At 55.1% G+C, this 18,855-nt stretch carries 10 protein-coding genes; all 10 read left to right on the top strand.

Translation table 11 applies throughout. The features are described from left to right. Positions 1 to 33 precede the first annotated feature (33 nt). Positions 34 to 5,052 (top strand): tetratricopeptide repeat protein, encoded by a 5,019-nt coding sequence (locus H6F59_RS00500; RefSeq protein ID WP_190694212.1) that lies wholly within the window; start codon positions 34 to 36, stop codon positions 5,050 to 5,052. Between the two features lie 209 nt (positions 5,053 to 5,261). Beyond that, a complete protein-coding gene (locus H6F59_RS00495) occupies positions 5,262 to 6,815 on the top strand; it encodes a CHAT domain-containing protein (RefSeq protein ID WP_190694210.1) in 1,554 nt (517 codons plus the stop codon). 119 nt (positions 6,816 to 6,934) lie between these two features. Then, complete coding sequence (locus tag H6F59_RS00490) at positions 6,935 to 8,338, top strand: S1C family serine protease (protein WP_190521529.1); 1,404 nt, start codon at positions 6,935 to 6,937, stop codon at positions 8,336 to 8,338. A 784-nt stretch (positions 8,339 to 9,122) separates the two neighbouring features. Beyond that, on the top strand, positions 9,123 to 11,042 hold the full coding sequence (locus H6F59_RS26165) for an ABC transporter ATP-binding protein (protein WP_242021188.1): 1,920 nt from the start codon (positions 9,123 to 9,125) through the stop codon (positions 11,040 to 11,042). A gap of 193 nt (positions 11,043 to 11,235) precedes the next feature. Continuing rightward, positions 11,236 to 12,231: a helix-turn-helix domain-containing protein gene (locus H6F59_RS00475; protein ID WP_190694208.1), complete on the top strand. Its 996-nt coding sequence runs from the start codon at positions 11,236 to 11,238 to the stop codon at positions 12,229 to 12,231. A 116-nt stretch (positions 12,232 to 12,347) separates the two neighbouring features. Further along, the gene (locus H6F59_RS00470; protein WP_190694205.1) at positions 12,348 to 13,985 is read left to right on the top strand and encodes a TonB-dependent receptor plug domain-containing protein; all 1,638 of its coding nucleotides are present in this window, start codon (positions 12,348 to 12,350) and stop codon (positions 13,983 to 13,985) included. Beyond that, positions 13,934 to 15,040, top strand: coding sequence for a TonB-dependent receptor domain-containing protein (locus H6F59_RS00465; RefSeq protein WP_190694203.1), 1,107 nt, complete (start codon positions 13,934 to 13,936; stop codon positions 15,038 to 15,040). The genes H6F59_RS00470 and H6F59_RS00465 overlap by 52 nt, the downstream gene beginning before the upstream one ends. Before the next feature lie 561 nt (positions 15,041 to 15,601). Beyond that, positions 15,602 to 16,498, top strand: a complete 897-nt coding sequence (locus H6F59_RS00460) for an iron-siderophore ABC transporter substrate-binding protein (protein ID WP_190694201.1) — start codon at positions 15,602 to 15,604, stop codon at positions 16,496 to 16,498. 1 nt (position 16,499) lies between these two features. Beyond that, the gene (locus H6F59_RS00455) at positions 16,500 to 17,507 is read left to right on the top strand and encodes a sucrase ferredoxin (RefSeq protein WP_199325472.1); all 1,008 of its coding nucleotides are present in this window, start codon (positions 16,500 to 16,502) and stop codon (positions 17,505 to 17,507) included. Between the two features lie 168 nt (positions 17,508 to 17,675). Further along, a complete protein-coding gene (locus tag H6F59_RS00450) occupies positions 17,676 to 18,605 on the top strand; it encodes an AraC family transcriptional regulator (protein WP_190694199.1) in 930 nt (309 codons plus the stop codon). Positions 18,606 to 18,855 lie beyond the last annotated feature (250 nt).

Genomic DNA, 18,855 nt, shown 5'->3' with positions numbered 1-18,855 from the left:
ATATGTGCCTTAGCCACCCTCAGGATTTAACCTATGCGACGCCTTTACCTGTTCGGCTTATTAGCTGCTTCTGGACTATTGGCTGCGATCGCCCCCACCTTACCCACCCTGGCTCAACCACCGCTCGCCGAGCAGCCCGCCCTGGCTCAATCGCCTACCACCGCCGCCGCTCTGATGACCCAGGGCTATCAGCAGCTCTATAACAGCCAGCTACAGGAGGCGATCGCCTGGTTTCAGCAGGCAGTAGCTCAGTTTCAACAGACAGGCGATCGCGCGGGTGAAGCTGCTGCCTTGCTAGGGCTGTCGGAAACTTACCTGTGGTCGTTCCAATTTGAGCAAGAGTTAGAAACAGCTCAGCAAGCATTAGCGATCTACAGAGAACTGGGCGATCGCGCTGGGGAGGCTGAGGCTCTGCAACTGGTGGGCGATGCTCAGCTCAATTTAGATGACTATGACAACGGCGTTGCCACTCTGCAAGAGACCCTAGCCCTGCGCCAAACCTTGCCAGATCGTCAAGGTGAAGGGTGGACTCTGGGCCTGTTGGGCATTGGACAAGTAAAACAGGGTGATGCCGCCGAGGGTTTGACTACGATGCAGCAGGCGATCGCCATTCTCAACCAACCCGTTGCCCCTGCTTTAGAGCAACGCCAGCAGCACCGACGCGGCGTGATTTTGGCGTGGATTGGTTACGTCAATGGCCTACAGGAAAACTACGCGGCAGCACTAGAGGCACTAGAGGAAGCGATCGCCTTAGGGCGATCCGTGGGGAATCGCTCAGTTGAAAGGCTATCGCTGGTGTTTTTGGGTGACGTACAAAAGGAGCAGGGCCAGTTTGCCGAGGCGTTAGTCACTTATCAAGCTGCATTGACCGCAGCCGAGGATCTAGGCAATCCCTCGGCTCAGGCCTATGGGCATACCTTAATTGGCAATCTGCACTATGAGCAAGAGCAGTACGATGACGCGAGAGAAGCCTATCAAAGGGCGCTGGCTCTTTATGAAGCTTTAGGCAACCGAGAAGCTCAGGCATGGAGATTGTTTGATATTGGTTATATCTATAAACAGCAGCAGCAATATTCCCAGGCCCTTGAGGCTCATCAGCAGGCGCTAGGTCTGTTTCAGGCCGATGGAAATTCTGTTGGCGAGCTGAGCACGCTGAATACGATTGGCTACACCTACGAAACGCTTGGGGAATACGAGCAGGCAAGATCATGCTTTCGGCGGCAGATTGAGCTTGCACAGCAAGTCAATAACGTGACTCAAGAAGCCTTTGGTTTTTGGGGAGTTGGTTCAACGTACCTCGGCCAAGCCCAGCGACTCTACGCCGATGAAGCCTACTCAGAGTCAGTGGCTATTGCTGAGCAAGCAATAGCCCCCTACCAGCAAGCTATCAATCTGGCTAAGGGCGGCAGGTTTAATCTGGAGCAGGATGGAAGCCTAATTACCTCTGCCCACGTTGTTTATTCCACTCAAGGGCATGCGTTTGATCAACTGCGCCAGTTTCCTGAGGCGATCGCGGCCCATCGGCAATCCCTAGAAATTTTAGACACCTACCGCGATCGCATGCCCGAGGTTGAGTATCTGGTGCAGCGCCGAGGTGCACTGATGCAGCTTGGGCTTGGCTATTCCGACAATGGCCAGTATGTCGAAGCCATTGCTGCCTTCGAAGAGACTGCGAAAGTTGCTGAGCAGCTCAATGAGCCAACCCAACAGTTGCAAGCCCTAAGGTTTGTTTCTATCAATCATGGCTATCTAGGCAACTACGCTGAGGCATTAGCTGTAGCCCAGCAAGTTTTGAAAATTACTGCCGAGAAACTGCTTGACGATGCTAATGCAAAATTATCGGCACTGATGGTTTTAGGGCGAGCTTACAGCAATCTAGGACAGTACCCTGCTGAACTAGAACAATACAAACAGGCTCTACCCATTGCACAATCGCTTGGAGATATTGATACTGAAATTAGTCTACTGAACAACACCGCTACGGCTTATTCGGCTCAGGGCAACTATCGGCAGGCGCTAGAGACTCAGCAGCAGGCGATCGACCAACAGCAGGAGGCGATCGATGCGCTAGAGACCAACACCCCTGAAAGCTTCGAGCAGTTTTGCAGTGGCTATGCCAAGGATGTAGGTGCTGTCATTCGGCAGCAGTGCCTAGGCACCTACCGCTATGGCATGGCTGTGGGCCTAAACAATCAAGTCTCTCACTATCGAACCTTGGGGCGCTACCCAGAGGCGATCGCTGCATACAACCAGGCATTGGCAATTGCCCAAGAGTACAAAAATCTTGAGCTAGAGACGTCGTTACTACTCAACATCGGAGGTGTCTATGATGAGATGGGCACCTATGCCGAGGCTATAGATTCCTACGAGCGAGCCTTGGAAATTGCTGAGTCTACTAACAGTCGTCCTAATCAGACTGTTGCTCTCAATAATCTAGGGCGCACCTACAGTGAGCAAGGGCAGTATCCTCTTTCCCTAGAGGCTTATCAGCGCAGTCTGCAACTAGCTCAAGCAATCGATAGCCCATACTCGGCATCAACGGTGCTGGGCAACCTTGGTGTGGTTTACAGTGCCCAAGGCAGAGTAGACGAAGCTCGCGAGGCTTATCAACAAGCCTTAGCTATTAACCAGCAATTAGGGCTAGACCTGACGACTAGCCTCAATAATCTTGCTGTCTTGGATTCTGACCAAGGGCTCGGTGCGGAAGGGTTAGAGAAACTGGAGCAAGCCCTAGCGATCGCTCAGGCATCAGGCGATCGCCTCTCTGAGGCTACTGTGCTAGGTAACATAGCCGATATTTATGGCGCACAAGGTAACTATAGCCGAGCGATTGATCTCAGGCAGCAGGTGCTAGCTATTTACCAAGAAATTGGGGCGCGATCGAGCGAAATCGGCGGTCTCATTTCCTTAGGAATCAGCTATCACAACCTAGGCCAGTACAACAAAGCCCGCGAGTTTCATCAGCAAGCGCTAGATCTCAGCCGAGTGGTCGGGCAACGGTCAAAAGAGGCTTTGGCTATGGGCAATTTGGCCAGAACATACCTCTGGCAAAATCAAGCCTCTGAGGCTCAGGTTCTTTACGAACAGGCTCTTAATCTGGCTCGCGGCATCGGCGAAGTCAATACCGAATCCGCCTTGCTCGATGCCCTGGGCCGCACCTACGAGCGCCTGGGGCAAGACGATCGCGCGATCGCCACCTACCAGCAGGCCATTGTGCTAGCACGTCAGACCGGCTTTCGTTTAGTCGAATCCAGCACCCTGCGCGGGCTAGGCGTTGTCTATGGCAAGCAGGGGCGCCAAAACGAAGCCCTAGAGGCATTTCAGCAGGCGCTTACCATTCAGCGACAGATTAATGAACCAGCGATCGAAGCGCAGACATTGACCAATGTGGGTGAGCTTTTTGTGGCTCAAAACCAGCCCGAAATGGCGATCGCATTCTACAAACAATCCGTCAACATCACCGAGGGCATTCGCGCCAACCTGGGTACCCTACCCGCCGACCTGCAACAGTCATACACCGATAGCGTGGCCGACACCTACCGCACTCTGGCCGACCTGCTGTTGCAGCAAAACCGTGTGCTAGAGGCCCAGCGGGTGCTCGACCTACTGCGGGTGCAAGAGTTAGATGACTACCTGCACAATGTGCGCAGCACCGAGCAAACCGCCACTGGGGTAGACCTGTGGGAACCCGAGCAGCGCATTCTCGACCTCTACGACCAGACAATTACCGAAGGAGCCGAGCTGGCCCAGCTCCAGGCCAAGGCTTCGCTAACCCCTGCTGAAACCCAGCGGCGCGACGAACTGCTGGCCCGCCAGGATGAGTTACGCAGCGTCTTTCAAGATTTTCGCGATCGCGACGATGTACAAGCGGCGATTGCCCAATTGCGGGCCAGTACTGACGGCCAAAACATTGAACTCAGAAACTTTAACCAGCTACAAAACAGCCTGGCCCAGCTCGATACCAATGCTGTGCTGCTCTACCCGCTTATCCTGCCCGATCGCCTGGAGCTGGTGCTGATTACCCCCCATGGCGCACCGATTCGGCGGCCAGTTGACGTCAGTGCCACCGACCTCAACCGCGCCATTGTTGAACTGGGCCAGGCGCTCAAAGACCCCCGCCTCGACGCCAAAGCCCCGGCCCAGCAGCTCTACCAGTGGCTGATTGCGGGGCTAGAAGCCGATCTGGCCGCCGCCAACGCCGAAACCATTATCTATGCTCCTGACGGCGCGCTGCGCTACATTCCCCTCGCAGCCCTGCATAATGGCGACCAGTGGCTAGCTGAGCGCTTTGCCGTTACCCACATTACCGCCGCCTCGCTAGTTGACTTTACCGCTCGACCCAGCTACCGCCCCGACAACCTAAATATGCTCGCCGCCGCCTGCGTGCAGTGTAGCTTCGAGAATATCAACGGCTATCGCTTTGCCAACCTCCCTCACGCGGGGGTAGAGGTCGAAACGCTGGCGGCACAAGTTCCCAACACCGAGCTGCGACTCGACAATGCTTTTAGCGCTAGCGAGCTGCGCGGCTTAATGGGCAAGTTCTCCATTGTGCATTTGGCAACCCACGCCAAATTTGTACAGGGTCAGGGCGACGCATCATTCATTGTCACTGGAGACGGCAGCTCGGTTTTTCTACGCGATATTGAGTCGTGGAATTTACCTAATCTGGATCTGGTCGTGCTCAGCGCCTGCGAAACTGCCATTGGGGAAGCGCAACTGGGCAGCGGAGTAGAGATTCTTGGCTTTGGCCATCGTATGGAGCAAGCGGGGGCCAAGGCGGCGATCGCATCGCTCTGGCAGGTGAGCGATGGCGGCACCCAAGTGCTGATGAACGCCTTTTATGGAGCCTTGCAGGCGGGCTATACCAAAGCCCAGGCGCTACAAGTTGCCCAACAGGCTCTCATCTCAGGCGAGTTTGAAATCAAGGGCGAGGGCAATCGGGCCGACTTAAACTTGGTTACAGCCCAGGTAGGGCTGCCCGGTAGCGTCACCACAAATCTTAACCATCCCTACTACTGGGCACCCTTCATTCTGATCGGCAATGGACTGTAACCCCCATGATTTGATCAACTAGTTTTTTTGAGTTAATCAGCATTCTTAATACCTGAACAGAATCTTATTAACTTCAAGTAGAAACCTTACGGATTTCGTACGTTAACTTGCGATTTAGATGGTCGTCTAACGAAGGCAAGATTGCCTAAAAATGCATAGGTTGGCAACTTCTAGAAGCCTAAGCTTTGGCTACTCTTAGGAGTTGACCTATGCACCGTTTACCTGGGTTTAGTTTGTTGGCTTCTGCCTGCCTGCTAGGGGCGATCGCCCCTAGCGCACCCTCTATGTACCCTAGCACCGCCGTATCACCCCCCAACCCAGTACTTGAAACCCAGCGGGGGCAGAGCACTAACTACTCAATGGTTGGTGATCCAACCACCGCCGATAGCGACTCTTGGCAGCTTGAGCCGCGCATTCTCGCTCTCTCCGCCCACACCATTGAGGAAGGGGTTGAGCTAGCCCAGCTCCAAGCCCAACCCGCCCTAACGGCGACAGAAACTCGGCGGCGCGACCATTTGCTGTCCCGCCAGGATGAGCTGCGGGCAGAGTTTCGGCAGTTTCGCGATCGCCCGGAGGTACAGGCGGCGATCGCCCAGTTGCGCGACACCACCAACGGTCAAACCATTGAGATTGACCACTTCAATACCCTGCAAAGTAGCTTGATTAACCTCGACACCAACGCTGTGCTGCTCTACCCGCTGATTTTGCCCGATCGCCTGGAGTTGATATTGATTACCCCCTACGGTGCGCCAATTCGGCGGCCCGTGTTGGTCAGCGCCACTGACCTAAACCGCACCATCGCCGAGCTAGGGCAGGCCCTCCAAAATCCGCATCTCGATGCTACCGCTCCAGCCCAGCAGCTCTACCGATGGCTCATTGCCGACCTCGAAAACGATCTGACTGCCGCCCAGGCCGAGACCATTCTCTACGCCCCGAACGGGGCACTGCGCTATATTCCCCTAGCGTCACTGCACGACGGGCAGCAGTGGTTAGCCGAGCGCTTCGCCGTGAGTCACATTACCGCCGCCTCGCTAGTCAACTTTACTGCCCGACCTAGCTACCACCCCGATCGCCTCAAATTACTGGCCGCTGCATGTGTGCAGTGCAATTTTGAACTCAACGGCTTTCGCTTTGCTGACCTGCCCAGCGCTGGGGTCGAGGTCAAAACCCTGGCAGCACAGATTCCTAATACCGAACTGCGGCTGAACACCAACTTTAGCGCCAGTGCCCTGCGAACCTTGATGGGCGACTACCCGATTGTGCACTTGGCCACCCATGCCAAGTTTGTGCCGGGTCGCGCCAGTGAGTCATTTATTGTCACTGGGGACGGCAGCGCTGTTTCACTACGCGACATTGCGTCATGGAACCTGCCCAATACTGATCTGGTGGTGCTGAGCGCCTGCGAAACCGCTGTGGGCGAAACCCAGCTGGGCAGCGGAGTCGAGATCTTAGGCTTTGGCTACCAGATGCAGACTGCCGGGGCTAAAGCGGCGATCGCATCGCTCTGGCAGGTCAGCGACGGCGGCACCCAGGTCTTAATGAATGCCTTCTACACCGGTTTACAGGTGGGCTACACCAAAGCCGAAGCGCTGCAACTGGCCCAGCAGACGCTGATCGACGGCGATTTTACTATTGCAAGAACGGGCGATCGCGCTGACATCAATCTCGTTACAGCCCGTAGCGATCTGCCTCGCGCCGTCAGCGATAACCTTAGTCATCCCTACTACTGGGCACCCTTCATTCTCATCGGCAATGGGCTGTAGCCCCAGGCCCGACCCCCACGGGTTGAATAACTCTGCCCAGCTCAGACATACATTCTTGTGAACGCTACCGCCTTCGGCATCTTTGCCCCCAGTCTTTTAACTCTAAAAGGAATACTCCCATGACACGCTTCTTCAAGTCTCTGGCGATCGCAGCTAGCCTGCTCACCGTTGCCCTCACTGGCTGTGGCAAAACCACCGCCCTCAGCCCCAGCCAACTGGCCGAACAAAACAAGCCCGGCACCCTGATGATTCAAACGGTTCACAATGCTGAGTTTTCGGTACCCGACTACAACCTCAACGAGGACAAAATGGCCCAGCTTTTTGAGGCTCTGGGCAAAAAAGTGACCAGCGGCGAATATACCTCTGAGCAGCAGATGTTTGTGGCGGTCATTCAAACGGTATTGGCCGATCCCCTGGCCTACTTCACCCCAATCTCAGAGCGCATGCAAGAGCAGGCCGAAGTCAGCACCACCGGCTCGGCCCTAGCGGTCACCGAAGATGGCTACTTGGTCACCAATGCCCACGTAGTCTCCTCAGAGCAAGACGATATTAAGGGAATGCTGGCCGACAGTGCCCTGGAGGAAGTAGCTGTCTCTAGCTGCAAATCGCTGTGGAATGAGCTGAGCGACGGCTACTACCAGGAGGCGATCGGTGCACTGATGGGCACCCAGGAATTTGTGGAGCTCTGTCTGCAAGCCCATGTCAAATACTTTGCCCACCACATGTCGCTCGATGCTATAGATACCAAAATTTATGCGGCGATGGGAGCCACCGCCCGCGACCAAATTGTTGAGCAGGGCCAAAAAGCGACTGTCAAAGCGATCGGCGAACCCGCCCCCGGCAAAGACGTGGCGATTCTCAAAATTGAGGCCACCCACATGCCCACTGTGGCCCTAGGAGACGATAAAGCGCTGGCGGCGGGCGATCGCATGTTCATTCTCGGCTACCCCGGCGCAGGCGTGATCGACGAGCAAGAAGCGGTCGAAGCCTCCCTCACCGCTGGGCTGGTCAGCGCCCGCAAAACCATGGCCGACGGTTGGGATATTTTACAGACCGATGCCGCCATGAGCAGCGGCAACAGCGGTGGCCCGGTGTTTAACGAAGCAGGCGAGGCGATCGGCATTGCCACCTTTGCTAAGGTTGACCCCACCACGGGCAGTCAGGTGCAGGGCGCAAACTTTGTCATTCCCATGGGCGTAGTCAACGAATTTTTGAACCAAGCCAATGTAGAACCTGCCCCTAGCGGCGTTTCTCAGCTCTACCAAACCGCCGTCACCCAGTTTGAGCGGGGTCAGTTCAAGCGTGCCCTGGCCAGCTTTCGCCAGGTCAGTGAGCTCAACCCGAGCTACCCCTACGTGCAGGACTACCTAAGCAAAACCCAGGCCGCCCTTAACAATGATTCATCGGGGGCATCACTTAGCACCTTGGGCCTTGGGGGTGTTGCCCTACTGCTGTTGTCGGGGGGCACAGTTGTAGCTCTGCGCCGGGGCGTCGTGAAGCTGCCTAAGCTCACTACCCACTGATGGCGCGCTGTCAGCAATCACCCTTGGCCGGAGAAATGCGTCTGCATACTCTGGCCAAGGACTTTAAGCTCTCCTGCAGGGACAAAAACGAAATGAGAAGAGCGGATTTGGCGTGGAATTGAGAGACATTGTTTCTTCTTGGCGGTTTTGCTTTTCTAAGTAGATCCGCCTATTGACTGAACCTCAAAGCCTTTCGTTAGCTCTGGAGATGGGTAGATCAAGGCAGTTTTAGAAGCAGATTTGTGTTTGCCAAATGTAGGCCGTACCCAAACTCGTCTATCTATAGCTAAAACAACCCATATTTTCAAAGATTGGGGGAAAATTGGGGGAAGGGCGTCACCAAAGGCTTGAACCCCTTGACTGGCAAGCATCTGTCGAGGACTGAAAATCCTCGTGTCGGCGGTTCAAGCCCGCCTCCTGGCATACCTTTTAGAGAATGAGACTGCAGTAAGCAATTGTTGCGGTTTCACTCACTCTTAGCCCTGCTACTCATCTAGCTACTGCTGTAGCCTATAGCTCTGCTAGGACTGCCCCAAACGAGAGCAGGGGAATGCTCCAAGGCATTTATTTCAAGTGAGGGAGCATTTTAGTAGGTATAGCAGGATGCTCCAGAGCGGTTTGCTCAGGCATTGCTGAAGTTTTTGTCGGCATGGTTATTGATGCTGTCTCTGGTTTCTGAGGGTTAACAATTCCCGGTAAGAGTCAAGATACTCCGTTTAGGAATCCTTTTAGGGCGAGCGAGTCGGTAAGCTATGGGCTGGCTTTTTTGCGAGGTAGGCTCGCTATGGGAGCAGCAGCACAGGGGTATCGAACGATTTTGGCGACTTATCTAAAACCGCAGCGGGGTCGGTTTTGGGGGTTGGCAATCGCCCTGCTGGGGGGGATTGGCTTGCAGCTGCTAAACCCCCAGATTTTGCGCTACTTCATCGATACTGCGATCGCGGGTAGGCAGCAGCGATCGCTAGTGTTGGCGGCGGGGGCGTTTATGGCGATCGCAATTTTGCAGCAGGGGCTAGCGATCGCCACTACCTACTTCAGCGAAACCATTGCGTGGCGGGCTACGAATACCCTACGCCTTGATCTGGCCCGCCACGCAATGGACCTTGACCTGGCTTTTCACAAAGCCCACACCCCCGGCGAACTAGTGGAGCGGGTCGATGGTGATGTGGATGCTCTCTCCCGGTTTTTCTCGCAGTTTGTGTTGCAAGTGGTGGGCAACGGCCTGCTGGTAGTCGGCGTCTTATTTATGGTGTGGCGCGAAGACTGGCGCGCCGGGGTGACCCTGAGCCTGTTTGCCCTGGTGGCTTTTGGCGTGTTGGGCAGTCTGCAAACCCTGGCCGTGGGCCCCTGGGGCACCTACCGCCAGATCAGCGCCGAATTTTATGGCTTTGTGGCCGAGCATCTCAGCGGACTTGAGGATATCCGCGCCAATGGGGCCGTCGGCTATGTGATGGATCGGTTTTACAAAATTCTGCGGCGGTGGCTGGCGGCCTTTCACCAGGCTCGCTTCACCAGCACTCTGCTGTGGGGCAGCACAGTGGGGCTGTTTACTGTAGGGAATGCGATCGCCCTGGCTGTCGGTGCCTACCTCTGGAGTCAATCCGCCATTACCATCGGCACCGTTTACCTGCTGTTCTACTACGCCACCCTGCTGCAAGACCCCATTGAGCGTATCCGCGAAGAACTAGAACAGCTCCAGCAAGCCCAAGCCAGCATCCAGCGCATTCAGGATTTATTGGGGCACCAGACTCAGGTGAGCCCCGGTGGTCAAGGCGTTTTACCTACTGGTGCACTATCGGTGGAGCTTGAGGAGGTTTGGTTTGGGTATGAAGAGGTAGGCGAGTGGGAGAGGGGAAGGGTGGGAGAGTGGATGGGTGAGAGAGTGGATGGGTGGGCAAGTGGGAGTATTGATGAATCAACAACCGAAACCGACAAAGCAGATAAACCTCATCCACCCATCTACCCATCCACCCGCCTACCCACCTACTCGCTTACCCACCCACCCACCTACCCGCCCACCCTCCAATCCCTTACCCTCCACCTACCCGCCGGTCAAACCCTAGGGCTCTTGGGCAAGACGGGCAGTGGCAAGAGCACTCTGGCGCGGTTGCTGCTGCGGCTGTACGACATTCAGCGGGGGCAGATTTGTCTGGGAGGGGTGAATATCGCTCAGGTGCCGCTGCGGGAGTTGCCGCACCACGTGGGGTTCGTGACTCAGGATGTGCAGTTATTTCAGACTTCAGTGCGCAATAATCTGACGTTTTTTAACGCGCACATTGGCGATCGCGCCATTCTGCAAACCTTAGAAGATCTGGGCCTAATGCCCTGGCTGGAGGCACTACCGCAGGGGCTGGATACAGAACTGGGGGCCGACAGCGGCGGGCTGTCGGCGGGGCAGGCGCAGCTGTTGGCCTTTGCGCGGGTGTTTCTCAAAGATCCGGGGCTGGTGGTGCTAGATGAGGCGTCGTCGCGGCTCGATCCGCTGACGGAGCAGCTGATTGAGCGGGCGGTGGATCGGCTGTTGGTGAACCGCACAGGGATTATCATCGCTCACCGGCTCAAGACCGTGGAGCGGGCTGACCAGATTTTAATTTTAGAGCAGGGGCAGGCGGTGGAGTACGGCGATCGCATCACCCTAGCCCAAGACCCTAACTCTCGTTTTGCCCAGCTGCTCAGATTAGGAACTGTTGCTGGATCGATATAGAAGGATAGAAGGGGGTACCTCAGCCTGTCTGTCGCATTCTGATGGTCAGCGAGGCTGGCTGAGCTGAGCGGCAACAGCACTCTGTCAGGCGAAGGCTGTTGACCGGTGGCTGCAAATAAATGAGAATAGGTCTTATTTGTGGTGAAAGGCCTTTCCCGCACTCTTGCCTAAATCAGCTCATTCCTGTCTGCCTATGACCATCATCCTCTCAGAGCCGCCATCGCCAGTTGCCCAGCCCATCCCTGCCGTCGGTTCGGGCTCAAGGTCGTTGGGCAGTTTTGAGCTGGTTATCAGCGCGCCTGGCACTAAAAGTCAGGGCTGTAAGCGATCGCTCAATCTACGCCACGGCTTGAACCTACTCATCCGCGACTACTGGCTAGAGGATGTGTTGATTGAAGAAAACTCCCCTGAGGCTTCAGGGCGAACCCTGGAATTTGGCTTCAATCTGTGCCTAGGCGACAACAGCGATCGCCACAGCAGCCTCTATGGCCCCAACAGCTTTCTGCAATATGAAGAGAATCGCACGATTAGCGATACTCAGACATGGCCACTCAAGGGCAGAGTGCTAAAAATTGACCTGCATTTGAGAACCCAGCCAAATTCTCAAAGCTTTAGCCCTGATCAGCTCGACGTGATTCCATCTGAGGTGCAGGAGCTAATCGCCAGGCACAACGACCACTGGTACCAGCCGCTGGAGACGATCGCGCCTAGCATTCAACTGGTGCTCCAACAAATTCTCAACTGCCCTTATACCGGATCCATTCAGCAAGTCTATCTAGAGGGGAAAGCACTGGAGCTGATTGCCCTGCAAACGGCTCAGTGGCTAGAGGCTGGCCCCTCAAGGCTGGCCCAGCGACTAAAGCCGTCAGATATTGACCGCATTCACCAGGCCAGAGATCTCGTCGCCCAACGCCTAGACGATCCCCTGTCACTGCTGGAACTTGCCCGGGCCGTAGGTCTAAACGACTGCACCCTAAAGCGCGGCTTTCGTCAAGTGTTGGGTACGACGGTATTTGGCTATCTGCGACAGCAGCGCTTGATTAAAGCGCGGCAGCTGTTGCAAGACACCGAGATGAGCGTGGCAGAGGTCACCTATCAAGTGGGCTACAGCCATGCGGGGCACTTTGCCGCCGCCTTCAAGCGCGAGTTTGGGGTTAGCCCCAAAGCTTTCAAAAATTCCGTGCTGTGACTAAATTGTTCCGTTCTCAGGCAGACGCGCTCGCACCTTTCGCCCTAAAGTTCTATACCTAGATGAGAATAGCTTTCATCTAATCTGTTGAATAGTTGAACGGTGGTGTGAAGGATATGGCTCAGCAGCGGATGGGATGGAGCGTGTGGGTTGGCGTGATGGGGGCGATCGCGGCCCTGGCTCAACCGCTGGTGGCCCAGGCGAACGGTGGGAATGTGGGTGAGTGGGCGAGTGGGCGAGTGGGGGAAGTGGATGAGTGGATGGGTGGGCGGGTGGATGAGTTGGAACAACCCACGCTCCTATCTACCCCGCTACTTATCCACCCATCTACCCTCGATCCTGCCGCCGCCGTAGACGAAGGGATGACCCAGATCGCCCAGGCCACGGTGCAAATTACGGGAGTGCGGGTAGAGTCTACCGAGGCAGGGTTGCAGGTGGTGCTGGAAACCGCGGCGGGTGAGCTGTCGGCACCAGCCACGCGATCGCTGGGTAACGCCCTGATTATCGATATTCCTAACGCGGTGCTAGCTCTGCCTGATGGGGGCGAGTTTCAGCAGGCTAGCTCAACGGCGGGTATTGCTTTTATCAGCGTCACGGGTTTGCCAGACAATCAGGTGCGAGTTTCCATTACTGGTAACGATGCCCCGCCCAGTGTAGAGGTTAGCCCGGCTGCCCAGGGCTTAACTCTGGCCGTAACCCTTGGGTTGGCAACCGAGGCGGAAGCGCCCGAGGAAGCCATTCAGCTTGTGGTCACTGCGACTCGAACCGAAGAAGAACTACAAAATGTTCCTCGCTCCGTCACGGTGATTACTCAGGAAGACATTGAGCAACAAACCCGGTTCAGCCAGGACATGGGGGATATTTTGTCTCAGCTCGTCCCTGGCTTTAGTGCCCCCACCAGCCGCACCAATACCTTTGGGCAAACCCTGCGGGGACGCGAAATTTCGGTGTTGATCGATGGCATTCCCCAAAACAGCAACCTGGGCTCTGTCCCCGCTGCGCTGACCACGATTGATCCGCGCTCGGTTGAACGGATTGAAGTGGTCCGTGGCCCCAATGCGATCTATGGCGGGCAGGCCACGGGGGGTTCAATCAACATCATCACGCGGCAACCGGATGCGAGTCCCGTGAGCCAAACGATTGATATCGGTGGCAGTGCCGCCTTCAGCGAGGCCTTTCTGACTGGGGATGGCTTTGGCTATAACGCGCTCTATTCAGTATCAGCAGCGACGGAGACGGCCAGCCTCTTGGGCAGTCTGTCTTACACCTCGCGTGGAGTGTATTACGACGCGGAGGGCGATCGCATCCCCAGCGACCTAACCGACGCCGAGACAGACGAGGTGAACCTGTTGATTCGGCTAGGGGGAGAACTCAGCCCCACGCAGCGGTTGAATTTCACCTTTAACCACTTCAGCCAAATTCAGAACGTCTCCTATATCAGTGACCCTGAGGTAGACAATATTGCGGGGGTGCAGAAAGCCCGAGCTATTGAACTACCGGCAGGCACTCAAATTATTGATGCCCCCAATGAGGCCTCTCTAGAAACCACGAACCTCACCCTCCAGTACTTCCATGATGACTTGCTCAACAGTGAGGTTTCGGGGCAGGTGTTTTTCCGCAACTATGAGTTTGTGGGCGGACTGCCCACCGATCTGCGGGAGTTTTTTGGCATTATCTCCCAATCCCCTGGGAGCACTCAGCAGTGGGGGGGCGGCTTCAGGTCAATACGTCGTTTAATCCTGAAGACACCCTGAGCTTGCTTTGGGGGGTCGATTATGTGCGAGAAGACAGTTCGCAGCGGTTTAACCTGTTTGACCCCGATGAGTTTGACGCCAGCGGCGGACTGGTTTTTCGCAAAATTGGTGAGGTTGATTTTGTCCCTCCCTACCGCTTGAACGATCTGGGCATTTTTGCTCAGCTGCAGTGGGATGTTGTCGATCGCCTCACCCTGAGCGGCGGGGCACGGTATGTCAACCTCAATATTGATACTGACGACTACACCACCTATGACGGCAATAGCGTTGAGGGCGGCACGCTGACTGCGGACGACGTAGTTTTCAATCTGGGCTTAGCCTACGAAGTTGTGGATAGCTTGACGGCATTTGCTAGCTTTTCCCAAGGCTTTTCATTGCCGGATATTGGCCGAGTGCTGGGCTTTGCCCCGCCCGGCTTTGCCGTTGAGTCTGACATTGATTTGACGCAGCCCCAAAAGGTCGATAACTACGAGATCGGCCTGCGGGGGAACTGGAACACCGTACAGGCGTCTGTAGCCGCGTTTTATAACTATTCCAGTCTGGGGACAAGATTTGCCGTATCGAATAGTGGTCCTCTGCAAACGGTGCGATCGCCCCAACGAGTCTATGGGATAGAAGGTGCCCTTGACTGGCAACCCAGCGATCGCTGGAGCTTCGGAGGAACCGCCGCATGGCTAGAGGGTGCAGATGATGCTGACGAAGACGGGGATTTCACAGCGCTTGATAGTTTGATCATTCCGCCGTTTAAGCTCACCGCCTACGTAGAAAACGAAACCCTGCCGGGCTGGCGAAACCGGTTGCAACTGCTGTTCTCTGGTGACCGCGATCGCGGCTTTAACGTCGGTGCCGATAGTGCTCCTATCAATAGCTACATCACCCTTGATCTCTTGAGTGGTGTTCGCCTTAGAAATGGCGAGCTAACGTTGGGCATTCAAAATCTGCTCAACACCCAGTATTACCCGGTATATTCTCAGTACTTTGCCCCCTTCTTTGACAGCGACAATCGAGCGGGTCAGGGCCGAACGATGAGTCTCAGTTATCGAACAACGTTTTAGAGAGGTAATAGGGCTGAGGCGGGAATGATTTCCGGTGCATCCTAGTTTTGCAAGTTGACCCACCCTGCGGGAAGCAAGCTATATCCTCCAGCCCCTTCTCCCTTTTCGGGAGAAGGGGCGCCGGATTCAAGTCCCTCTCCTGCTTTGGAAGAGGGATTTAGGGCGAGGGTTACAAAAGTGGGATGCACCCATGACTGTCAACCCTAGGGGAAACTGTTCCTGAAAGTAGGGAGGTGTATGTAGCCCACCTCCCTCTCCCAGCTAGGGCACGAAAATTTAGTTCTAGGAATTAGTAATATTCTCAATGCGCTCTGTTTTTTAGTTTATGCTCAGGCTATTGCTTCCTGCTGCGACCCCCTTGATTTTGCAGGTTCAGGAAAACCCTGAGTCTTTCCTACAGATTTACCTGGTAAGTCGATTAAATTGATGATCTATAGCTATCGAATTATCAAGCCTTTTTTTCTACTTTGTCTAACTCTGCTATTGAGTTGGAGCTGTAGTTATCGTCTGCCGTCAAGTAATTCGTCTCAAAGTTCTTCGAGCATCTCCTCAGATTGTCGAATGATTGCCCATGACGCTGGGCAGACAGAGATTTGCGGACAGCCTCTTACCATCGTTGCCCTCAGCCCCTACATTTTGGATATGATGCTGGCTCTAGGAGTAGAGCCAGCCGGATATGCTGCGGCTGATGTGACCAAAGACTTATTGCGGCGACCTAAATTTGACAACCCTGAGCAACAAATTCCTTATTTGGGAAGTCGATTAAATAACCAGCTGGTTAACCTGGGCGATCGCCACAGCCCCTCTCTAGAGGCGATCGCTCAAATGCAGCCAGATTTGATTTTAGGTGAGGGCTGGCAGGGTACCCAAGGCAAGTATGATCTATTATCTAAAATTGCGCCGACGGTGTTGGTTGATGATACCAAGAACGGTTGGCAGCACAGTATTGAGATTGTCAGCAAAACCCTAGATAAACCTGAGCAACTACAGCAGATAAAGGCTGACTATGATGCCAAAGTTTCAGCCGCCCGCACTCAATTAGCCTCAGTTGCAAGCAAGTATTCTCGGGTATTAATGATTAGTTCTGGAAGTTTATCTCAGGCAATTTATTCTTACAACGATACCGTATTTTCAAGATTGATTGAGGAACTGAATTTTCAGCTTGTAGACATAGAATCAGTTCTCTCTGACAACCCTACGATTTCGTTTGAAGTTTTGCCTCAACTAGACACTGATATTGCTATTGTTATTGCTTGGGATGATGCCGCAAAGAGCGACACTCAGGGATGGAAAAAACTACAGCAAGAGTGGAACAGCGTTCCTCTGTTAAGTCAGATGCCGGTGTCTCAAGCAGGGCGAGTCTTTTTTTTAGATGCGCGTTTATCCACGATTCGAGGCCCTGTGGCAGCAGCGGCTGTTTTGGATAGTTATCTTAGTTTTTTGACCCCTCTTAATTAGCATGGAACAATCTTTTTGCGCTGAGCAGGCTCGTCAGTCTGGCATTGATATTGCAGGTAGCGCCTCTGAGCACAGCCTCTATGTGGCGATCGCCTGCTCGCCCCCTTGGGAATCCAACGACCTCGACTCCAAAGGCATCCCCGAGAATCTGCGATTGCTCGGCAAAGCCTTTTACGACGACTACGATCGTTACCAGACCCGCTTTCTGCTGATTCACAACGACCAACTGCAGCTAGAAAACCGCACTCGCGTACTAGTGTTTCGCAAGCCCTCCGGCTTGGCCACGGGCTACGAAAAGCAGGAATTTCATCTGAGGGATATCCACGACGTAGCTCCTTTGGTGCAGCAGATAGTGATGGGAGAACCCGTCAGTGCGACCCCGGTAGATGAGCCCAGCCGCGATATTTTGGTCTGCACCCACGGCAGCCGCGATCGCTGCTGCTCTCGCTTTGGCGCACCCATTTACCATCAGGCCCGCAAACTCGTCGCCGAACTGGGCCTGCAAAATACCCGCATCTGGCAGACCAGCCACATCGGCGGCCACCGTATGGCCCCCACCGCCATCGACTTTCCCTCTGCCCGCTACTACGGCTATTTGGATGCTGAGTCTCTGCGGTCAGTGCTCACCCACGAGGGCGACATTCGCACTCTAGACACGATCTATCGCGGCTGGGGCCTGTTGCCCTGGGCCGCCCAGGTGCTCGAAAAACAGCTGCTGCTCACCCACGGCTGGGATTGGCTCAACTGCGCTGCGATCGCCCAGGTGATAGAGCAGGACGAGGCAGAAGACTTTAATCGAGTAGAGCTATCCTACAAAACCCCGGGGGGTGAGCAGCAAATCTATCGAGCTGAGGTGGTGGCTGACCCAAGCCGTACCGCTCAGCTCAAGGGCTCCTGTGCCAGTCAGTCCTTGTCTGAGATCACCCCCTACTCGGTAAAGTCGTTAGTCTGTTCGAGGTGGGGGCTCAGGCCCAGGGCGAAACCCAAAGTTCAAACTATTGAGAATTAGTTCCAATTAGGATAGGATCTTTTCATCCTCTCTCACATCTAATGTTTTGGATGTAGGTTGCTAGGGGTTGCTCCAAAAGGCTGCCTTCAAGGAATTGTCGGCTGGCGTTGGGGCAACTCCGTTTCATCACTCCCGTTTCATCGCTATAGCACTGCTGCGCTCGTCGCTATGACCATTACTCTTTCGCCGTCTGACTACGCAAACTGGCTCGACGAGGCTGCAACCGAGGGTGAAGTGACGGCTTATCCTGCTGCCCTTGGGCGGGGGCAACAGCGCTATATGTCCCTGCGTGAGGGCGTCGAACTTTGTATTGAAGATCTCTGCCTGCACGATGATCTGGAGATCAGACACTGCGATCGCGAACATCCGCTGGAATTTATCTTTGAGCAAGTTCAGAGCGGCGGCAAAAGCAGCCAGCGTTACACCTTTTTTGGCAGTGGGTTAGCCCCGGCGGAGGCCTGGCGAATCCCCGGTAATCGACGGGTTGTCGGGATCAACGTCCATATCGATCCCTACGCCTTCCACCAGTGGATCGGGGAGGCTTGCGACGATCTCCCAGACCTGTTGCGCCCTGCGGATCAGCGCTACCTAGAGCGCTCTGGTACCCCAACCGCGGCGATGCAGATGGCGGTGCAGGCAATTTTGCACTGTCCATTTCAAGGGCTAACCCAGCGGCTCTACCTGGAAAGCAAAGTGTGGGAGCTGATGGCGCTGCTGATTGAGGACCTGAAAACAATGGCTGACAGCTTCAGCCCACCAGCCCTCAAAGCCGACGATGTAGAACGCATTCACTACGCCAGTAAGCTGCTGTGCCGCCAGATTGCCCATCCCCCCACGCTGATTGAGCTGGCACGGGCGGTGGGCATCAACGACCACAAGCTCAAGGTGGGCTTTCGCCAGGTGTTTGGCACCACGGTGTTTGGCTATCTGCACGAGCACCGCATGGAGCGATCGCGTCAGTTACTCGAATCGGGCGACCTCAGCGTCACCGCCGCCGCCGAAGCCGTAGGCTTTGCCAGCCGGGGCCATTTTGCCGCCGCCTTTCGCCGCAAGTATGGGGTGAATCCGGGGGTGTATGTGAGGGGGAGGAGGGCGTGAGGGGTGGGTGGGTAGGCGGGTGGATGGGTAGATGGTTCCGCTTTATGCTCTGCACTGCACACCTACATGCTTATAAATGTGGGGAGATTGTTTTTCTACCCTTTACTCGTCTCACACTTCGCCTACCCACCTACCTACTCACCCATTCACTCACCCATCCACCCGCCCACTCATCCACTCCCCCACTTGCTCCCAAAAACTCCCAAATCTGATCGCAAAAACTCCGTCTAGGGATCATCTTTCGCTTTAG

This window comes from Nodosilinea sp. FACHB-141, from assembly GCF_014696135.1.
GTDB lineage: Bacteria > Cyanobacteriota > Cyanobacteriia > Phormidesmidales > Phormidesmidaceae > Nodosilinea.
This window is presented reverse-complemented; position numbering and strand designations above follow the sequence as displayed.